Source organism: Pseudarthrobacter sp. B4EP4b (genome assembly GCF_006680095.1).
In the GTDB taxonomy this organism is placed as follows: domain Bacteria; phylum Actinomycetota; class Actinomycetes; order Actinomycetales; family Micrococcaceae; genus Arthrobacter.
This window is the reverse complement of sequence record NZ_VHIJ01000009.1, coordinates 1-14,957: the sequence shown is the minus strand read 5'-3', so window position 1 is coordinate 14,957 and position 14,957 is coordinate 1. Positions and strand designations below refer to the sequence as shown.

Sequence of the window (14,957 nt, the reverse complement as noted above, 5' to 3'; positions counted from 1 at the left end):
GGACCTACCGGGCCAGTTCCACCCTGTTCCGTCCCGCGGCCTTGGCTGCGTACAACGCGGCGTCGGCCGCACCCACCAGCGTGTCGGCGTCAGCCCGGTGCCCGTGGCAATACGACGAAATCCCGGCACTGAGCCGCAGTTGCCCGGATGGATCGCCGGCATGCACAATGGCCAGGTCCCGTACGGCCGCCAGCGCCCGTTCCATCAGCGCCTTCGCTCCCGTTCCTGACTGCTGAGGCAGCACCAGCAGGAACTCCTCGCCGCCGTAGCGGTACACACCATCGCTTTTCCTGGCAATGCCCAGCAGTGCCGCCGCCACCGCCCGCAGGGCCAGGTCGCCCGCCTGGTGGCCGTAGAGGTCATTGAAGCTTTTGAAATTGTCCACGTCGCACATGGCCAGGCTGTACTGCTCCGCGTACCGCTCGCTGCGCAGGTGCAACTGCTCCAGATCCTCCGACAGCTTGAGCCGGTTGTGCAGCCCGGTCAGCGGATCCGTCCGCGCCTGCCGGGACAGGACCCGGCGGTAGTGTGCCAGGTCCGCGTGCAGGGTGGTGATGCGCCGGGCCACCAGCAGCCGGGCATGGAGCACAAACGGGTCCAGCGGCTTGGTGACGTAGTCGTCCGCGCCGGCCTCCAGCCCCGCCAGCACATCGTCCCGCGACCCCTGTGAGGTCAGCAGCACCACGTACGTGTAGAGGTCCTGCTCCCGCGCCCGGATAGCCCGGCACAATGCCAGCCCATCCATACCGGGCATCATCCAATCGGTCACCACCACGTCCGGCTGATGCTCCAGGTACAGCGCCCACGCCTCGTCGCCGTCCCCGGCAGTGAGGCAGTTATGCCCGGAACGTTCGACGGCGGCCCTCGCCACCATCAGCGAGCCCGGGTCGTCATCGGCCACCAGAACTTTCACGGGGTCACCTCCAGCGCCGCGTCCAGTTCCGCGTCCAGCCGTTGCAGCTCCGCCTCAAGGCGCCTGACCAGGGCGTCACCGCCGTCGGCGGTCCCGCCGCGGCCCAGCCTTTCCAGCTCGGCACAAATCCCCGCCACGGCGGCGGCCCCGATATTGGCCGCCGACCCCTTCAGCGCGTGCGCCGCCTGCGCCAAAGCCGGCCCGTCGCCGTCGTCCACGGCCGCCTGCAGGGCGGCCACGCGCTCGGGCAGACCCCGCCGGAACGCGGCCACCGCCTCAGGCAGCAGGCCCCGCCCGTCGTCCGGTCCCAGCTCCCGCAGGATGGCAATCCGGTCCTGGTCCAGGGCGGCAACGGTTGCCGGGCCCGTTGGCGGGGTCCCTCCTGTCACTGCCAGCGGCTGAGGGACAAGCCCTTGAACAAGGCGGGCCACGGGTGCCGGAACCCAGCGGACCAGTGTGGCTTCCAGTGCGGCGGCGTCCACCGGTTTGGCGAGGTAATCGTCCATTCCGGCAGCGAGGCACCGTTCCCGGTCACCGTCCAGCGCGCCGGCGGTCATGGCAATGATGGGCAGGCGCGGATGCGTGGTGTCCCGGCGCCGGATCTGGCGGGTGGCTTCAAACCCGTCCATCACGGGCATGTGGCAATCCATCAGGACTGCGGCATAGCGGGTTCCCGCGGTGGCGGCGAGGGCCTCAACACCATTGGAGACCACGTCCACCGCATAACCGAGCCTGCTGACGGTGGCCCGGGCCACCAGCTGGTTCACCTCGTTGTCCTCCACTACCAGGATCCGGCCCCGTGACGGCCCGTCCGAAGCAGCCGAAACCTGGGATGGGGCGACGGCCGGAACTGATGGCCCGTGCGTGGACATCAGCCGGACCAGGCGGTTGTAGAACTCTGAGCTCCGGACGGGTTTCATCAGCCATTCGCGCACGCCGGCGTCGCTGATCTCCGCGGCGTTGACCTGCATCGTGGAGGTGAGCATGATCAGTTCCATCTCCGCGAGCCCGGCATCGGCCTTGATGCGGCGCGCGAGCTCCAGCCCGTCCGTATCCGGCATACAGAAGTCCAGTACGGCCAGGTGGAAAGGCTCCCCAGCCGCATCTGCCTCGCGGGCCCGGACCAGCGCTGAGGCAGCATCGGGGACGGCCTCGGGCAGGAGTCGCCAGCCCCGCAGCTGCGATTCGAGCACCAGTCTGTTGGTGGCATTGTCATCCACCACCAGGACCCGCAGGCCGTTAAGGAAGCCGGCCGCGGGAACGGGGTCCGTGGATGGCGGCGCCACCGGCAGGGGCAGCCGGAACCAGAAGGTGCTGCCCTTCCCCGGGATACTTTCGAGGCCAATGTCGCCGTCCATCGCGTCCGTCAGCCGGCTGCAGATGGCCAGGCCCAGGCCGGTGCCGCCGTACCTGCGGGTAGTGGAGGCATCCGCCTGCGAGAACGATTGGAAGAGCCTGCCGTGCTGGGAAGGCTCAATGCCGATACCGGTATCGCGGACCTCGAAGTGCACGGTGGCAGTGCTTCCGGCAGCAGCGCCGGGGTTCTGCGTGGTGACCCTGATGGATACCTCGCCGGATGCCGTGAACTTGACCGCGTTGGATGCCAGGTTCAGGAGGATCTGGCGGATCCGTCCGGAGTCGCCCACCAGCCGTGCCGGAACCTCGGGTTCGCAGTAGGCGATCAGCTCCAGGTTCTTGGCCTGCGCAGGCTCGGCGAGGAGCCCGGCCACCTCCTCCACGAGGACGCGCGGATCAAAGGGGCGCACGTCCAGGTCAACCTTGCCGGCCTCCAGCTTGGAGAAGTCCAGGATGTCGTTGATCAGGGCCAGTAGTGCCTCGCCTGCGCCCTTCACGCCGTCCGCGTACTGCTTCTGGGTGGAGTCCAGCGGTGTCTCCAGCAACAGTGCGGTCAGGCCCACGACGCCGTTCATGGGCGTCCGGATCTCGTGGCTCATGGTGGCCAGGAACTCCGACTTCAGCCTGCTGGACTCCAGGGCAGCCTCGCGGGCTGCCTCCAGTTCCCTGGTGCGGACCGCCACCTCATCCTCGAGTCCGGTGGTGAGGGTGATGTTCTCCAGGATGATCAGCACCTGCCGCACCATCACGAACACCAGGACGGCGGCACCCACCACCAGCAGGAAGGGATCGAGCTCCGGCAGGTGGGGGCCGGCGAACATCACCACGGCAACCAGCAGCGGCACGTACGGGAGCAGCTCAAGCGCGAGGGTGTAGCCGGTCCGGTCTGAGCCGGAGTTCTCCTGGTATGGAGCCAGCGGCGCGAGGGCGATCAGGAGGAAGGCGATGATCCAGCCCAGGGCGAGCGGCGAACCCGTGGTGCCGCTGACGCCGTCGAACGTCAACCGCACGTAGATACTGTCCGTCACGGCCAGTACCAGCAGCCCGCCGCCGAAGCAGAACCAGGGCAGCCGCTCACCCGGCTGCCGGCGCATGGCCAGGACCAGCACCAGGGAGGTGATCACCAGGTCCGCCACCGGGTAGCCCATCCCGGTGAGCCGGGCCAGGGGATCGCCCTCTGCGTCGAAGGCGGCGCCCAGCACGACGTACCAGCTGACCACCAGCACGGAGCCGGCAATCACTGCCGCGTCCATCACAGCCCGGTACAGCGCCACATGGTTGCCGCTGCGCCTTTTGAACGCAAAAAGCGCGACGACGGCCGGCACCGAGTAGCCGATGAACAAGGCATCTGCCAGGGAGGGGAAGGGGTACACGTGGTTGTTGGCCAGGCCGTAAAAGGCGTAGAGGGCCATCCCTGCTGCCCAGATGAAGGCGGCAGCTGCCATAAATGTCCACGCCCTGGCGTTGGAGCCGCCACGGCGTGCCGCCCGGGCGCAGCTTGCCCCCGCCAGCAGGGACGCTGCCAGAATGACGAAGTCACCGGTGACCAGGGCAGCCGGAGACCCGCTGTTGGCCGCGAAAAAGAGGCCAAGCCCGGCCAGAGTGATGGCCGTCAGCACCGCCAGCCGTTTCGCGGGAAATCTGTTGCTGCGGCCGGTGGGCCGGTGTTGCCGGAGACCAGTCTGAGACACGCGGGAACCCTCCCCATAGGTGCGCCCTGGAACTCCGGAACCGTTGGGAAAACCGGGCACGGGGCCCACCCGAGACCTGGGCGGAGACGCCTTCCCATGATATGCCTCACATCGCCTAAATGGCGGGGGCGTGCGTCCTTTTACCGCCCCTTGAGGGCGTTGAGGGCTTCTTCAGCGTGCTGCAACGCGTACTCCATCCGCATGCCCGGCTCCGGCAGCGAGAAAAGGTACCCCTGCAGGGAGTCACACTCCAGTGCCGTGAGGTAGTCGGCCTGGGCCGCCGTTTCCACGCCTTCGGCCGTGACTGTCAACCCGAGGCTGTGGGCCATGTTGATCATGGAACTGAGGATGGGCAGCCGCTCGCTGCCGGTGCGCACCATGGACACAAAGCTCTTGTCGATTTTCACGGTATCCACCGGCAGGTCCTGCAGCCGGCCCAGGGAGGAATAACCGGTCCCAAAATCGTCCAGGGCAACCCGCGCCCCGGCGTCCCGCAGCCGGCTGAGCTGCTTGATCAGGCTGCCTTCGGCGTCGAAAAAGACCGACTCGGTCACCTCCAGCGCCAGCTGGTAGGCGGACACTCCGCTGGCCTCGGCGAGGCGCAGGACTTCTTCGGCGAAATCCGGATTCTGCAGCTGGACGCCGGAGACGTTCACGGACAGGGACCGGGATGGGTCCTCGCTCAGCCACGAGGCCAGCTGCACCATGCCGTAGGCCATCACCTCGGCACCGATTTCGTTAATGAGCCCGGTACGTTCGGCCAGCGGGATAAAGACCGACGGCGGCACGCGCTCGCCGTCCCTGTCCCACCGTGCCAGCGCTTCGAACTGCACCACCTGGCCCATCCGGTGCGACACGATGGGCTGGAAGTCCACCGAGATCTCGCCCCGGGATACCGCCATTTGCAGTCCGCTTTCCATGTCGGTCCGCTGGACCAGGGCGGTCATCATGTCCGGGTGGAACCGGAGGAAGCGGTTCTTTCCGGCGGCCTTGGCTGCGTACATGGCGATGTCCGCATGCCGCAGCAGCTCGGAGGCGCCCACGTTGTCCTGCCCCAGGGATGCCAGTCCCAGGCTGAGGCTCGGCCGCAGTACTGTGCCGTTGATAGTGACGGGGACGTGCAGGCAGCGGACGATGCACCCGGCAATGTCGTCGGCGTCCGGGCAGGCGGTCAGCAGTACCACGAATTCATCACCGCCGAGCCGGGCCACCACATCAGCTGTGGGGACGCAGCCGCGGAGCCGGCGCGCCACTTCGATCAGCATGTCGTCCCCTGCCTGGTGCCCCAGGATGTCGTTGACTTCCTTGAAGTCGTCCAGGTCCAGCAGGAGGACGTCCACCGCCTTCAGCCGCGGCTCCTCCAAGGCATCCGCCAGGGCGTCGTTGAACACAGCCCTGTTGGCCAGCCCTGTCAGCGGATCCTGGAAGGCCATGGTCCGCAGTTTTTCCGCCTGGGCAGCAAGGTCCAGCAAGGCCTGTTGCGCCTGTTCCTGCGCCTTTCGCCGGGGGGTGACGTCCCGAAAGCTCCATACCCTGCCCACGATCTGCTCACCCACCCGCTGCGGGCGGGAATACCGCTCGAACGTGCGGCCGTCCTTGAAATCCAGGACGTCGTGGCTTTCCGCTTCCGGGTTGTCCCGCAGTTCATTGATGCGGCCCATGAAGGCCACCGGATCCGCCAGCTGGGAAACCACCAGGCGCACGATCGGTTCCTCGCTGTCGCCCTCGAGGAGCTCCGGCGGGATGCCCCACATTCTCAGGAACTGGTCGTTGAAACCGGCAACATGGCCCTGGTTGCTGATCACCAGGATGCCGTCCGCAGTGGATTCCAGGGTGGCGGTCAGCAGGGACATCGCCTCCCGCAGATCTTCCTGGGCCGCGGCCCGGTGCGCTGTGCCGCGGACCGAGAGCAGCAGCTGGTGCCCGGTCCCGGCAGCCGGCTGAGCCGCCAGGACGGAACCTGGGAGCAGCGCCACTGCCACTTCCGCCGGAAACTCGGTCCCGTTGCTGTTCACGCAAAAGACCTCCCGCGGCGGCGGGTATCCCCCCGGCTCCGCCAGCAGTTGCTGGAACAGCCGGTCCACCTCGTTATGGAAGCCAGGCGTCAACAGGGAGCTGTAATTCCGGCCCGCCAATTCTTTCGGCTTGAACCCGAAAAGCCTCTCAGCAGCGGCGTTGGCCATGGTGATGCTGCCGTCGAGAGCCAGTGCCAGGAGTGCGTCGGGGCTGGCGTCCAGGACAATGCCGAATGACGGCATTGCCAGTCCGTCGGTTTGGCTTTGAGAATCAGCCATTACACCACCCCCCTCGCACATCATAAAGTGCCCGCCCCCAAAATCCACGGGTCAGCGGAAACCGTTTTTTTCCGGCGTATGGGCTAAGTAGGCAAAATGCGCGGGCCATGGCATGCAAAAGCGCCGCCCTCCGCGGGGGAGGACGGCGCTTTGCGCTTGGTTAGTGTGAGCTGCAGCTATACGCGGCGGCTGCTCCGGTTGGTGACTGCACCGTAGATCAGCAGTACGACAATCGACCCGAGGATGGCCAGCAGCCATGTGCGGATATCGAAGAATTCAGCCAGTCCGCCGCCGAAGATCAGCGAGCCGATCCAGCCGCCCAGGATGGCGCCGACGACGCCGAGGACCATGGTGACTACCCAGCCTCCGCCTTGACGTCCCGGCAGGATGGCCTTGGCAATAGCACCCGCGATCAGGCCCAAAATGAGAAATCCGAGAATACCCATGTTGTCACTCCTTAATCAGTAAGTTGTGCCGTGCCCCCATATCCGGTTCCCTAATTCAATCAGTGTGCTTACTACACTTCAAGACCTTAAATATCACGGGATGACTGTCAGTTTGGCCGGAGCAGGCTGCCCCGACGGTGGAACAGGCGGCGGCAGCAGCGGGAATCCCGTGATTCCCGGGCAGCTGGCGACTCCTTCGATAGAGTTGACAGTCCCCGGCCAAACCGAAGGAGCTCCGGCATGTCCAGCCAGCAAAACGTCCGGCCACGCGCCATCTTCCTCGACATCGACGGCACCTATGCGGATCATGGGGTGGTCCCGGCTGCCCACGTGGACGCCGTCCAGGAAGTGCGTCGGCGCGGACACCTGGTATTCGTGTGCACCGGACGGCCGCTGTCCATGGTCCCGGGACACATCCTGGACGCAGGGTTCGACGGCGTGATCACCGGTGCGGGTGCCCGGGTGGAGCTGGACGGGACGGTACTGAAGGACACGCGGTTCAACCAGGACCTGGCAGCACGGATCGTGGACACGCTTGACGCTAACGATGTCGCCTACATCCTTGAAGCGCCCGAAGCGCTGTATGGAAGGACCGGCGTGGACCAGCGCCTGCGGCGGGTGCTGACGCCAGTTTTTGCGGGCAGGTCGGGGCACGACGGCGTGCTGAGCACTGACGTTGATCCGGTGGAGGACATCCTGGGTCCGGTGCAGTACAGCGATGACCTCCGGTCCGTGTCCTACGCCAAGATCTCCTGTTTTGACTCGCCGGTTCCGCTGACCGGCCTGATTGAGGGGCTCGGCCAGGGCGTAGGACTCATCCCCAGTTCGCTCTCGGCACTGGGTGACAGGGCGGGGGAGATCTTTATGGCCGGAACCCACAAAGCGGTAGGCATCCAGGTGGTGGAGAAGCATTTGGGCCTGAAGCGCGAGGACATCGTGGCCATCGGGGACAGCGCCAATGACATCGAGATGCTCGAGTACGCAGGCATTGGCATCGCGGTGGAGGACGGCCATCCCAAGGTGCTGGCCGTCGCCGACAGGGTTACCCTAGGCCCGGCCGGCAATGGTGTGGCGCTTGCCTTTGCCCAGCTCGGCCTCCTGGACTAACCCCTTCCGGGGAATGGGGCGCTGGCAGCCTGCCCGGGGGCGGCAGGCATCGGGGCCGCCTTGCCGGTGGTGGTTCCGAGGCCGCGAACCACCCAGCCCTCCGCCTGCCAGGCCGCGGCATCCAGCACGTTGCGGGCATCAAGCACCGCCCGGCGTCGTACCAGTGCGCCTGCAACTCCGGGCGAGAGCTGCCGGTACTCATCCCACTCGGTGAGGAGGAGCACCAGCTCTGCACCCTGCAGCGCCCGCAGCGTCGAGGCCTCGAACCGGAGCCGCGGGTAGCGCCGCCAGGCGTGATTCACGGCCTTGGGGTCGGTCACCGTGACGTGCGCCCCGGCAGCTGCGAGGCGGTCCGCAACGTCCAGGGCGGGGGAGTCGCGGATGTCATCGGTGTCCGGTTTGAAGGACGCGCCCAGCACCGTGACGGAACGCCCGGCGAGGCTTCCGCCGCAGAGTCCGGCAGCGAGGCTCACGGTCCGGGCGCGCTGGCCGAGGTTGACGCCGTCCACCAGCTGCATCCAGTCCCCCACAGCAGTGACGCCGAGGCTCGCTGCCTGGGAACGGAGGCTGCGGATGTCCTTGGGCAGGCATCCGCCGCCGAAGCCCAGCCCTGCGTGCAGGTACCGGCCGCCGATCCGCGGGTCCATCCCCATCGCTTCGCTCAGCTCCGCGACGTCGGCACCGGCGGCGTCACAAAGTTCGGCCACAGCATTGATAAAGCTGACTTTGGTGGCGAGGTAGGCGTTGGCCGCCGACTTGATGAGTTCCGCGGTGGCGAAGTTGCACACCAGGCGGGGGATCCCGGCGTCGAGCAGCGGCTCATAGACAGCATCCAGGGCGGCGGTGGCCCCCATGGGTGCGCCCGTCCGGGGGCTGAACGCGGCGGCCCGCCCGCCGTCCACCCCGTAGACCAGCCGGTCCGGCACCAGCGAGTCCTTCACCGCCGTGCCCTGCCGGAGGAACTCCGGATTCCAGGCCAGCAGCACATCGGGCCGCTCGCGCATCACCTCGCGGAGCATGTCCACGGTGCCAACGGGAACAGTGGACTTTCCCACGACGACGGCGCCCGCGGCTACGTGCGGCAGCAGCGCCTCTGCAGCGGAGACAAGGTAGGTGAGGTCGGCGGCGTCGGACGTTTTATGTTGGGGGGTGCCCACGCACAGGAAGTGCACCTGCGCGCCCTTGGCGTCCGCCGCCGTCGTGGAGAAAGTCAGCCGCCCGGTAGTAAGGCCGTCCTGCAGCAGCTCGTCCAGGCCGGGCTCGTGGAAGGGTGCCTGGCCGCGGGACAGCTGGCCAACCTTGCCGGGATCGACGTCAATGCCCACAACGGTGTGGCCCATCGACGCAAGCGTGGCGGCATGCACGGCGCCGAGGTAACCACAGCCGAAAACCGAGATCTTCACAGCGTTGCCCCTTTGGCGTTGGTTGCGCGCGGGCCGGTGCGCGCAGGGAACGGGGCCAATGTGCCGCTGATGACTTCTTCGTAGTGCCGGACCAGCTGTCCGCAGAGGGCGGGCCAGGTCCTGTCCTGCACCGACGCGTGCGCCGCAGCGGCGAAGGCGCGCCGCTTGGCGTCGTCGCCCATGAGGTCCAGCACGCGGCTGCGCATTCCGGACAGGTCCCCGGGCTCATAGAGCCAGCCGGTCCGCGAGTTCTCCACCAGGTCCAGCGGCCCGCCGCGGCCCGTGGCCACCACCGGCACACCCGACGCCATGGCTTCCTGGATGGTCTGGCAGAACGTTTCGAACTCGCCGGGATGGACAAACAGGTCAAAAGACGCCACGGCGCGGGCCAGGTCTTCGCCGCCCAGGAATCCGGTGAAGACGGCATCCGGAAGGGCCTCTTCCAGGGCCGCCCGCTGCGGACCGTCGCCCACAATCACCAACCTGGTGTGAGGAATGCCGGCCAGGGCGGCGAGGTCCTCCACCTGCTTCTCCACGGCCAGTCGGCCCACGTAGCCGATAATCCGCTCACCGCCTGGAGCCACCCCGGCCCGCCACCCGTCGTCGCGCTTTTCCGGCGAAAAACGTGCCGTGTCCACGCCGCGCCGCCACATCTGCAACTTGGGGATGCCGCGGCCGCGCAACTGGTTCAGCGCGAATGTGGACGGCACCAGGGTGCGGCTGGCGAGGAGATGGATGTTCTCCACCCGGTTCCAGGCCCAGTTCTCCAGGAACGGGACGCCGTAGCGCGCCGCATAGCTGGGAACCTCTGTCTGGTAGATGGCTACGGTGGGGATCCCCAGTTGATGCGCGGCCTGGGCTGCCCGCCAGCCGAGGACGAACGGAGAGGCCAGATGGACCACGTCCGGTGCGTAGTCGGCAAGGATTCTCTTGACCCGGTACACACCGCCCATGGCGACCCGAACGTTCGTATAGCCGGCCAGCGGCACCGCTGGAAGCCGGTGGATCTCCGCACCCTTGACATGGTGCGGCGCTTCCGCGTCCTGGCTGGAGGGGGCGATGACCAGGACGTCGTCACCCCGTTCCTCAAGGTGTTCCAGCACCCGCAGGATGGAGTGCGTCACGCCGTTCATCAGGGGCAGGAATGATTCAGCAACAATTGCGATCCTCACCCCTCAACGGTGGGCGTGCGGTGTTGCGGGCCGGGGGACCTGATGTGACGCCGGGGGAAAGGTTAGGGAAACATCAGGGCCCGTTGGCTATCTCCTCCATCAAACTCTGCTCCTCGGACACCGGTGCGTGTCCAGCCAAGGAGTCCGGAAAATTTTTCCGGACAAAACGCCTCGTCAGGGCAGGATCCGGAGACGCCCCGATAAAAAAGTACTAAGTAGACTTTCCTTTTGATGCTAAGCATGCTTACTGTAGACGGGCAGTCAGCGCGATGCCTCTAGCAAAGGGGGCGGAGGCCGTGCACTGGGGGAGACCCCGGTGCCGGAACATCCATGCTGGCTTGACCCAGCGCAACGACAAATCCAAGGAGACGTCATGCTCAACAGGGAAAACCTTGAAAGCCTGCTCAACAAGAACGGCAACGTACTCGGTTCCGACGGCGAGAAGATCGGCTCAATCGGGCAGCTCTACGCAGACGATGACACCGGGGAGCCCACATGGGTCACCGTCAAGACCGGTCTCTTCGGCACCTCCCAGTCCTTTGTGCCCGTCGAGGGGTCACACACGCAGGGCGACGACCTGGTGGTTCCGTACAGCAAGGATCACGTCAAGGACGCGCCCCGGGTGGACGTGGACGGACACCTCACCCCTGAGGAAGAGGACCGGCTGTACACCTACTACGAACGCGGCGCCCGGACCTACTCCGATGCCCGCGATTCAGGAACCCGCGGCGACGTGGACCTGCAGGGCGACGCCGACCTCAACGCAGGCACCCCGAACGCGGGTACGGACGGCTACGCTGCCAGCGGCACCTCCGGTCGCGGCGCTGTTGGCCATGACACGTCAGGTCCCAATACCGACGATGCCATGACACGTTCCGAGGAACAGCTTCATGTTGGCACCGAGCGCGAGGCTACCAGCCGCGCCAGGCTCCGGAAGTACGTCACCACGGAAAACGTCACCAAGACCGTTCCCGTCCAGCGCGAAGAGGTCCGCCTGGAGCGCGAGCCCATCACGGACGCCAACCGCGGCGCGGCGATGTCCGGGCCGGACATCAGTGAAGAAGAGCACGAGGTGACGCTGCACGAGGAACGCCCCGTGGTGGAGAAGGAAACCGTCCCCGTGGAGCGGGTCCGCCTCGACAAGGATGTGGTCCAGGATGACGTCACCGTCAACGAGGAAGTCCGCAAGGAGCACATCGACGCTGACGGCGTGGACGGCAACCGCCGCCGCTGACCCTCCGCCGCTGATTTACTGCTGACGCGCCGCTGAACGGACCGGCGCGAGGGCAACCATCCAGCGAACGACGCCGGGAGTCCACTTGGGGGCTCCCGGCGTCGTTGTGCATGCGGAACTTTGTTCTATTGCCGCGGCTGTTCCCGCTGGTGGCGGTCCAGCCGCGGAATGCCGGTGCAGCAACGCCGGAAACGGCAACTGCACCAGCCAGTACAACGAACATCTTCAGAACTTAATGTCCTTCTCCCATTCGCGGCTCCTGTTTTTCCCGGGTAACGAATTCCGGGCTATGTCCTGCTGGCCGCCAGGTTCCTGGAGAACAGCCAGCCGGCAACAATCATCACGACGCCCAATGCCAGGTGGGTCCAGTTGTCCGCCATGTTCAGCGACAGGAAATTGGCTGCCGAACCAACACCGACAATCAGCCCGAAGATAGCCAGGACGATATACAGTGCGCCTGCTCCCAGTAGGAAGTTGCGGGCGCCGTATTCGGAACGGGACATGGCCAGGCCGGTTGCGCCGATGGCCAGCTGCACAATGTTGAGCAGCATGGATACCTGGAACAAACCGAGGAACATGGCATGCGAAGCCGGTCCAAGGAACATCAGTTCGCTGTATTGCGTGGTGACGCCCGGGATAAAGCCCAGGACACCCACCAGCATCAAGACAATTCCCACGCCCATGCCAACGTTTTGGACGTCTGCCCGACCAAAGTGAACGCCGTGTGCATGCGGGGATGCGGTAGTCATTTTTTTGCCTCCTGCCACTATTGTGGACAGTTCAATTTTACGGCTGCCCCTGGTGAAAAGCGCCGGCGCAGGCCGGTATTGAGCCGGTGCCCCTCCGGGTTGCGCCGATGCTGTTGCGCCTGTCGGTCACGGACCGGACAGTGCCGCCGTGACACCATGGAAAACGATGAAACTGCGCGCTGATCAGACCGGAGACCGTGGCCTTCCCATGCCCCTATGGATGCAGGGTGCCCTCGAAACGGCCCAGGCTGCCGTCATCTCCGCACTGGTGGTGATCGCGCCGGTCCTGGCCGTCTGGGCCACCGCCGGATTCCATGACGGCGCGCTGGACTCTTTGGCCCGGCTGGCCGGCCAGTCGTGGCTGCTGGTCCATGGGGTGCCGCTGGAACTCAGGGCCGCCGGCTCCACAGCCGCTGCCGGCGCAGGCTCCGGGCTGCTCACGCTGATACCGCTTGGCCTTACACTGATCCCCTTCCTGCTCGCCTGGCGGGCGGGCCGCCGGCTGGCACGGGCTTCCTATACCGACCAGCTGTGGCAGGCACTCCTCGGTTCCTGGGTGGTTTACGGGGCTTTCGGGGCGGCGACGGGTTTCGTTTGCCGCACGCCCGACGTCGGCATCAACGCCTGGCACGCCATGTTCATCCCGCTCATTCCCTACGCCCTGGGCATGGTGATCGGCGCACGGCGTGAGGCAGGCTCGTGGAGCCGGCTCATCGGCGTCGACGCCGTGGACTGGATTTCCCGCACCAGCCAGCATTCCCGCTGGGCCGGGTCCTATCTCGGGTCCGCCGCGAAAGCCGGATTTGTGGCGGTGCTGTCCGCCCTGGCGCTGGCCGCTTTGCTGCTGGCTGTTGACCTCTTTATCCACTGGAACCTGGTGGTGGCGGTCTATGAAGCGCTCGACGCCGGCGCTGTGGGAGGTGCCGCACTCACCATTGCCCAGCTCGGGTTCCTGCCCAACTTCGTGGTATTTGCCCTCGCATGGGCCTCAGGTTCAGGTTTTTCCATGGGCGTCGGTTCCCAGGTGGGCCCCTTGGGCACTGCCGTGGGTCCGCTCCCGTCCGTCCCGGTGCTGGCCGCCATCCCGGCCGGCCCCCTGGAGTACGCCTTCGTTGCCTTGATCGTCCCGGTATTGGCCGGTGTCCTGGCAGGCTGGTGGTTCCTGCGTGAAGGCGAAAACCACTTCGACGAGTGGCTCTCCATCAAGGTCCGTGCCCGCTGGTTCACGGCCACGGTTTCCACCCTGGTGCTCGGCGTGCTGTGCGGACTGGCTGCCGGGCTGCTGACCGCCGGGCTGGCGTGGCTGGCGCGCGGCTCGGCCGGGATCGGACGCCTCACCTCGATCGGCCCTGACCCCTTGTGGACGGGAGTCTGGGTGGCCGCCGAAGTTGCCGCCGGCGTCGTCATTGGTTACGCGGCAGGGCCGTGGCTGGAACGTGAGCGGGCGGCGAAGGAAGAGGAAGTGGAGCTGGTCCGCTAGCGGCTGCCCCGTGCGTTCGGCCCCTTAGGGCAGCTGCGAGGGCAGGGACTCCTGCAGCTGCACCCGGCACGCCGACTGCGCTTGCTGTGTCAAGGCCCGCCCGGCGCACGCCTGGTATTCGCGCACGTCCTCGAAGAACAGGGCAGTGACCAGGATCAGCAGCACCATGATCGCCGACACCACCAGGCCGGAGATGGTGCCGATGAGGACAAGCCGGGACTCCTTCAGCCGCGCGGCCCGGACCAGCAGCAGCACGCCGAGGGTGAGGCTGGCCACGGTCAGGATAGCCGTGAGCCAGAGGTAGTTGATGTCCAGCTGGTACACAAAAAAGGCGCCGAGTACCGAAACCACGAAGATCCGAAACAGGGTGTGGGTCTTGGCGAGCGAGGTCTTGGCTGCCTCGCTGAGCGGCGGTTTTGTGCGCTGCTGCCCAGCCGGTTGCGGTGTGGAGTTCATGTTTTCCAGCCTACGCGAGGCTGCCCATAAGCTAGAGCCATGCGCATCGTAGTCCTCGTTTCCGGAACCGGGTCCAACCTCCAGGCAGTCATTGACGCGGTTAAGGCAGGGGAACTCGACGTCGAAATCGCTGCGGTGGGGGCCGACCGGCCGGGGACTTTTGGGGTGGAACGGTCCGCCGCTGCCGGCATCCCCACGTTTGAGGTGGACTTCAAGGATTATCAGGACCGGGCGGACTGGAACGCCGCCCTGACCAAGGCCGTAGCTGCTTTTGAGCCGGACGTGGTGGTGTCTTCAGGCTTCATGCGGATTGTGAGCCCGGGGTTCATCGATGCTTTCAACGGCAAGTACCTGAACACCCACCCCGCCCTGCTTCCGGCGTTCCCGGGCGCCCACGGTGTGCGGGATGCGATGGCGTACGGCGTGAAGGTGACCGGCTGCACCGTCCACTGGGCCGACGCCGGCGTGGACACCGGGCCCATCATCGCCCAGGAAGCCGTTGCCGTCGAGGAGTCCGATACCGAGGAAACCCTGCACGAGCGCATCAAAGTGGTGGAGCGCCGGCTGCTGGTGTCTACTCTGGCAAACCTCGCCGCGACCCACGCCCACGCCTCCTGACCCCGCCGCCACCTAACCCGCCCCCTCCTCCCCAACTA

General features: G+C 66.4%; 12 protein-coding genes. 4 read left to right on the top strand and 8 right to left on the bottom strand.

The annotated features are described in order from the left end of the window. Window positions 1–4: 4 nt before the first annotated feature. The 4 genes from FNL14_RS03290 to FNL14_RS03275 form a co-directional block, all read right to left on the bottom strand. On the bottom strand, window positions 5–913 hold the full coding sequence (locus tag FNL14_RS03290) for a diguanylate cyclase domain-containing protein (protein ID WP_142057590.1): 909 nt from the start codon (window positions 911–913) through the stop codon (window positions 5–7). Beyond that, window positions 910–3,960: a response regulator gene (locus FNL14_RS03285; RefSeq protein ID WP_255470689.1), complete on the bottom strand. Its 3,051-nt coding sequence runs from the start codon at window positions 3,958–3,960 to the stop codon at window positions 910–912. Before FNL14_RS03285 ends, FNL14_RS03290 begins: the two co-directional genes overlap by 4 nt. A 140-nt stretch (window positions 3,961–4,100) precedes the next feature. Further along, window positions 4,101–6,254: an EAL domain-containing protein gene (locus FNL14_RS03280; RefSeq protein ID WP_142057588.1), complete on the bottom strand. Its 2,154-nt coding sequence runs from the start codon at window positions 6,252–6,254 to the stop codon at window positions 4,101–4,103. 176 nt (window positions 6,255–6,430) lie between these two features. Next, window positions 6,431–6,700 carry a GlsB/YeaQ/YmgE family stress response membrane protein gene (locus tag FNL14_RS03275; RefSeq protein WP_050055989.1) on the bottom strand — a complete coding sequence of 90 codons (270 nt, stop codon included), beginning with the start codon at window positions 6,698–6,700 and terminating at the stop codon, window positions 6,431–6,433. A 240-nt stretch (window positions 6,701–6,940) separates the two neighbouring features. On the opposite strand from FNL14_RS03275, the gene FNL14_RS03270 reads away from it, so the two are divergent. Continuing rightward, entirely contained in the window at window positions 6,941–7,807 is an 867-nt protein-coding gene (locus tag FNL14_RS03270) for an HAD family hydrolase (protein ID WP_142057586.1), read from the top strand. Here the strand turns inward: FNL14_RS03270 and FNL14_RS03265 are convergent. Both FNL14_RS03265 and FNL14_RS03260 read right to left on the bottom strand, forming a co-directional pair. Then, window positions 7,804–9,210 (bottom strand): UDP-glucose/GDP-mannose dehydrogenase family protein, encoded by a 1,407-nt coding sequence (locus tag FNL14_RS03265; protein WP_142057584.1) that lies wholly within the window; start codon window positions 9,208–9,210, stop codon window positions 7,804–7,806. The two genes, FNL14_RS03270 and FNL14_RS03265, sit on opposite strands and share 4 nt — an antisense overlap. Beyond that, window positions 9,207–10,382: a glycosyltransferase family 1 protein gene (locus tag FNL14_RS03260; protein ID WP_142057583.1), complete on the bottom strand. Its 1,176-nt coding sequence runs from the start codon at window positions 10,380–10,382 to the stop codon at window positions 9,207–9,209. The genes FNL14_RS03265 and FNL14_RS03260 overlap by 4 nt, the downstream gene beginning before the upstream one ends. Before the next feature lie 373 nt (window positions 10,383–10,755). Here FNL14_RS03260 and FNL14_RS03255 point away from each other — a divergent pair, with 373 nt between their 5' ends. Continuing rightward, entirely contained in the window at window positions 10,756–11,616 is an 861-nt protein-coding gene (locus FNL14_RS03255) for a DUF2382 domain-containing protein (protein ID WP_142057581.1), read from the top strand. Between the two features lie 287 nt (window positions 11,617–11,903). Here FNL14_RS03255 and FNL14_RS03250 read toward each other — a convergent pair whose 3' ends face one another. Further along, window positions 11,904–12,365 carry a DUF4383 domain-containing protein gene (locus FNL14_RS03250; RefSeq protein ID WP_091424290.1) on the bottom strand — a complete coding sequence of 154 codons (462 nt, stop codon included), beginning with the start codon at window positions 12,363–12,365 and terminating at the stop codon, window positions 11,904–11,906. 166 nt (window positions 12,366–12,531) lie between these two features. Between FNL14_RS03250 and FNL14_RS03245 the strand changes: the two genes are divergently transcribed. After that, window positions 12,532–13,845 carry a DUF6350 family protein gene (locus tag FNL14_RS03245; protein WP_142057579.1) on the top strand — a complete coding sequence of 438 codons (1,314 nt, stop codon included), beginning with the start codon at window positions 12,532–12,534 and terminating at the stop codon, window positions 13,843–13,845. A gap of 24 nt (window positions 13,846–13,869) precedes the next feature. Here the strand turns inward: FNL14_RS03245 and FNL14_RS03240 are convergent, their stop codons facing one another. Next, window positions 13,870–14,301 carry a hypothetical protein gene (locus FNL14_RS03240; protein WP_142057577.1) on the bottom strand — a complete coding sequence of 144 codons (432 nt, stop codon included), beginning with the start codon at window positions 14,299–14,301 and terminating at the stop codon, window positions 13,870–13,872. A gap of 39 nt (window positions 14,302–14,340) precedes the next feature. On the opposite strand from FNL14_RS03240, the gene purN reads away from it, so the two are divergent. Next, window positions 14,341–14,919 carry a phosphoribosylglycinamide formyltransferase gene (purN, locus tag FNL14_RS03235; protein WP_142057575.1) on the top strand — a complete coding sequence of 193 codons (579 nt, stop codon included), beginning with the start codon at window positions 14,341–14,343 and terminating at the stop codon, window positions 14,917–14,919. Window positions 14,920–14,957: the final 38 nt, after the last annotated feature.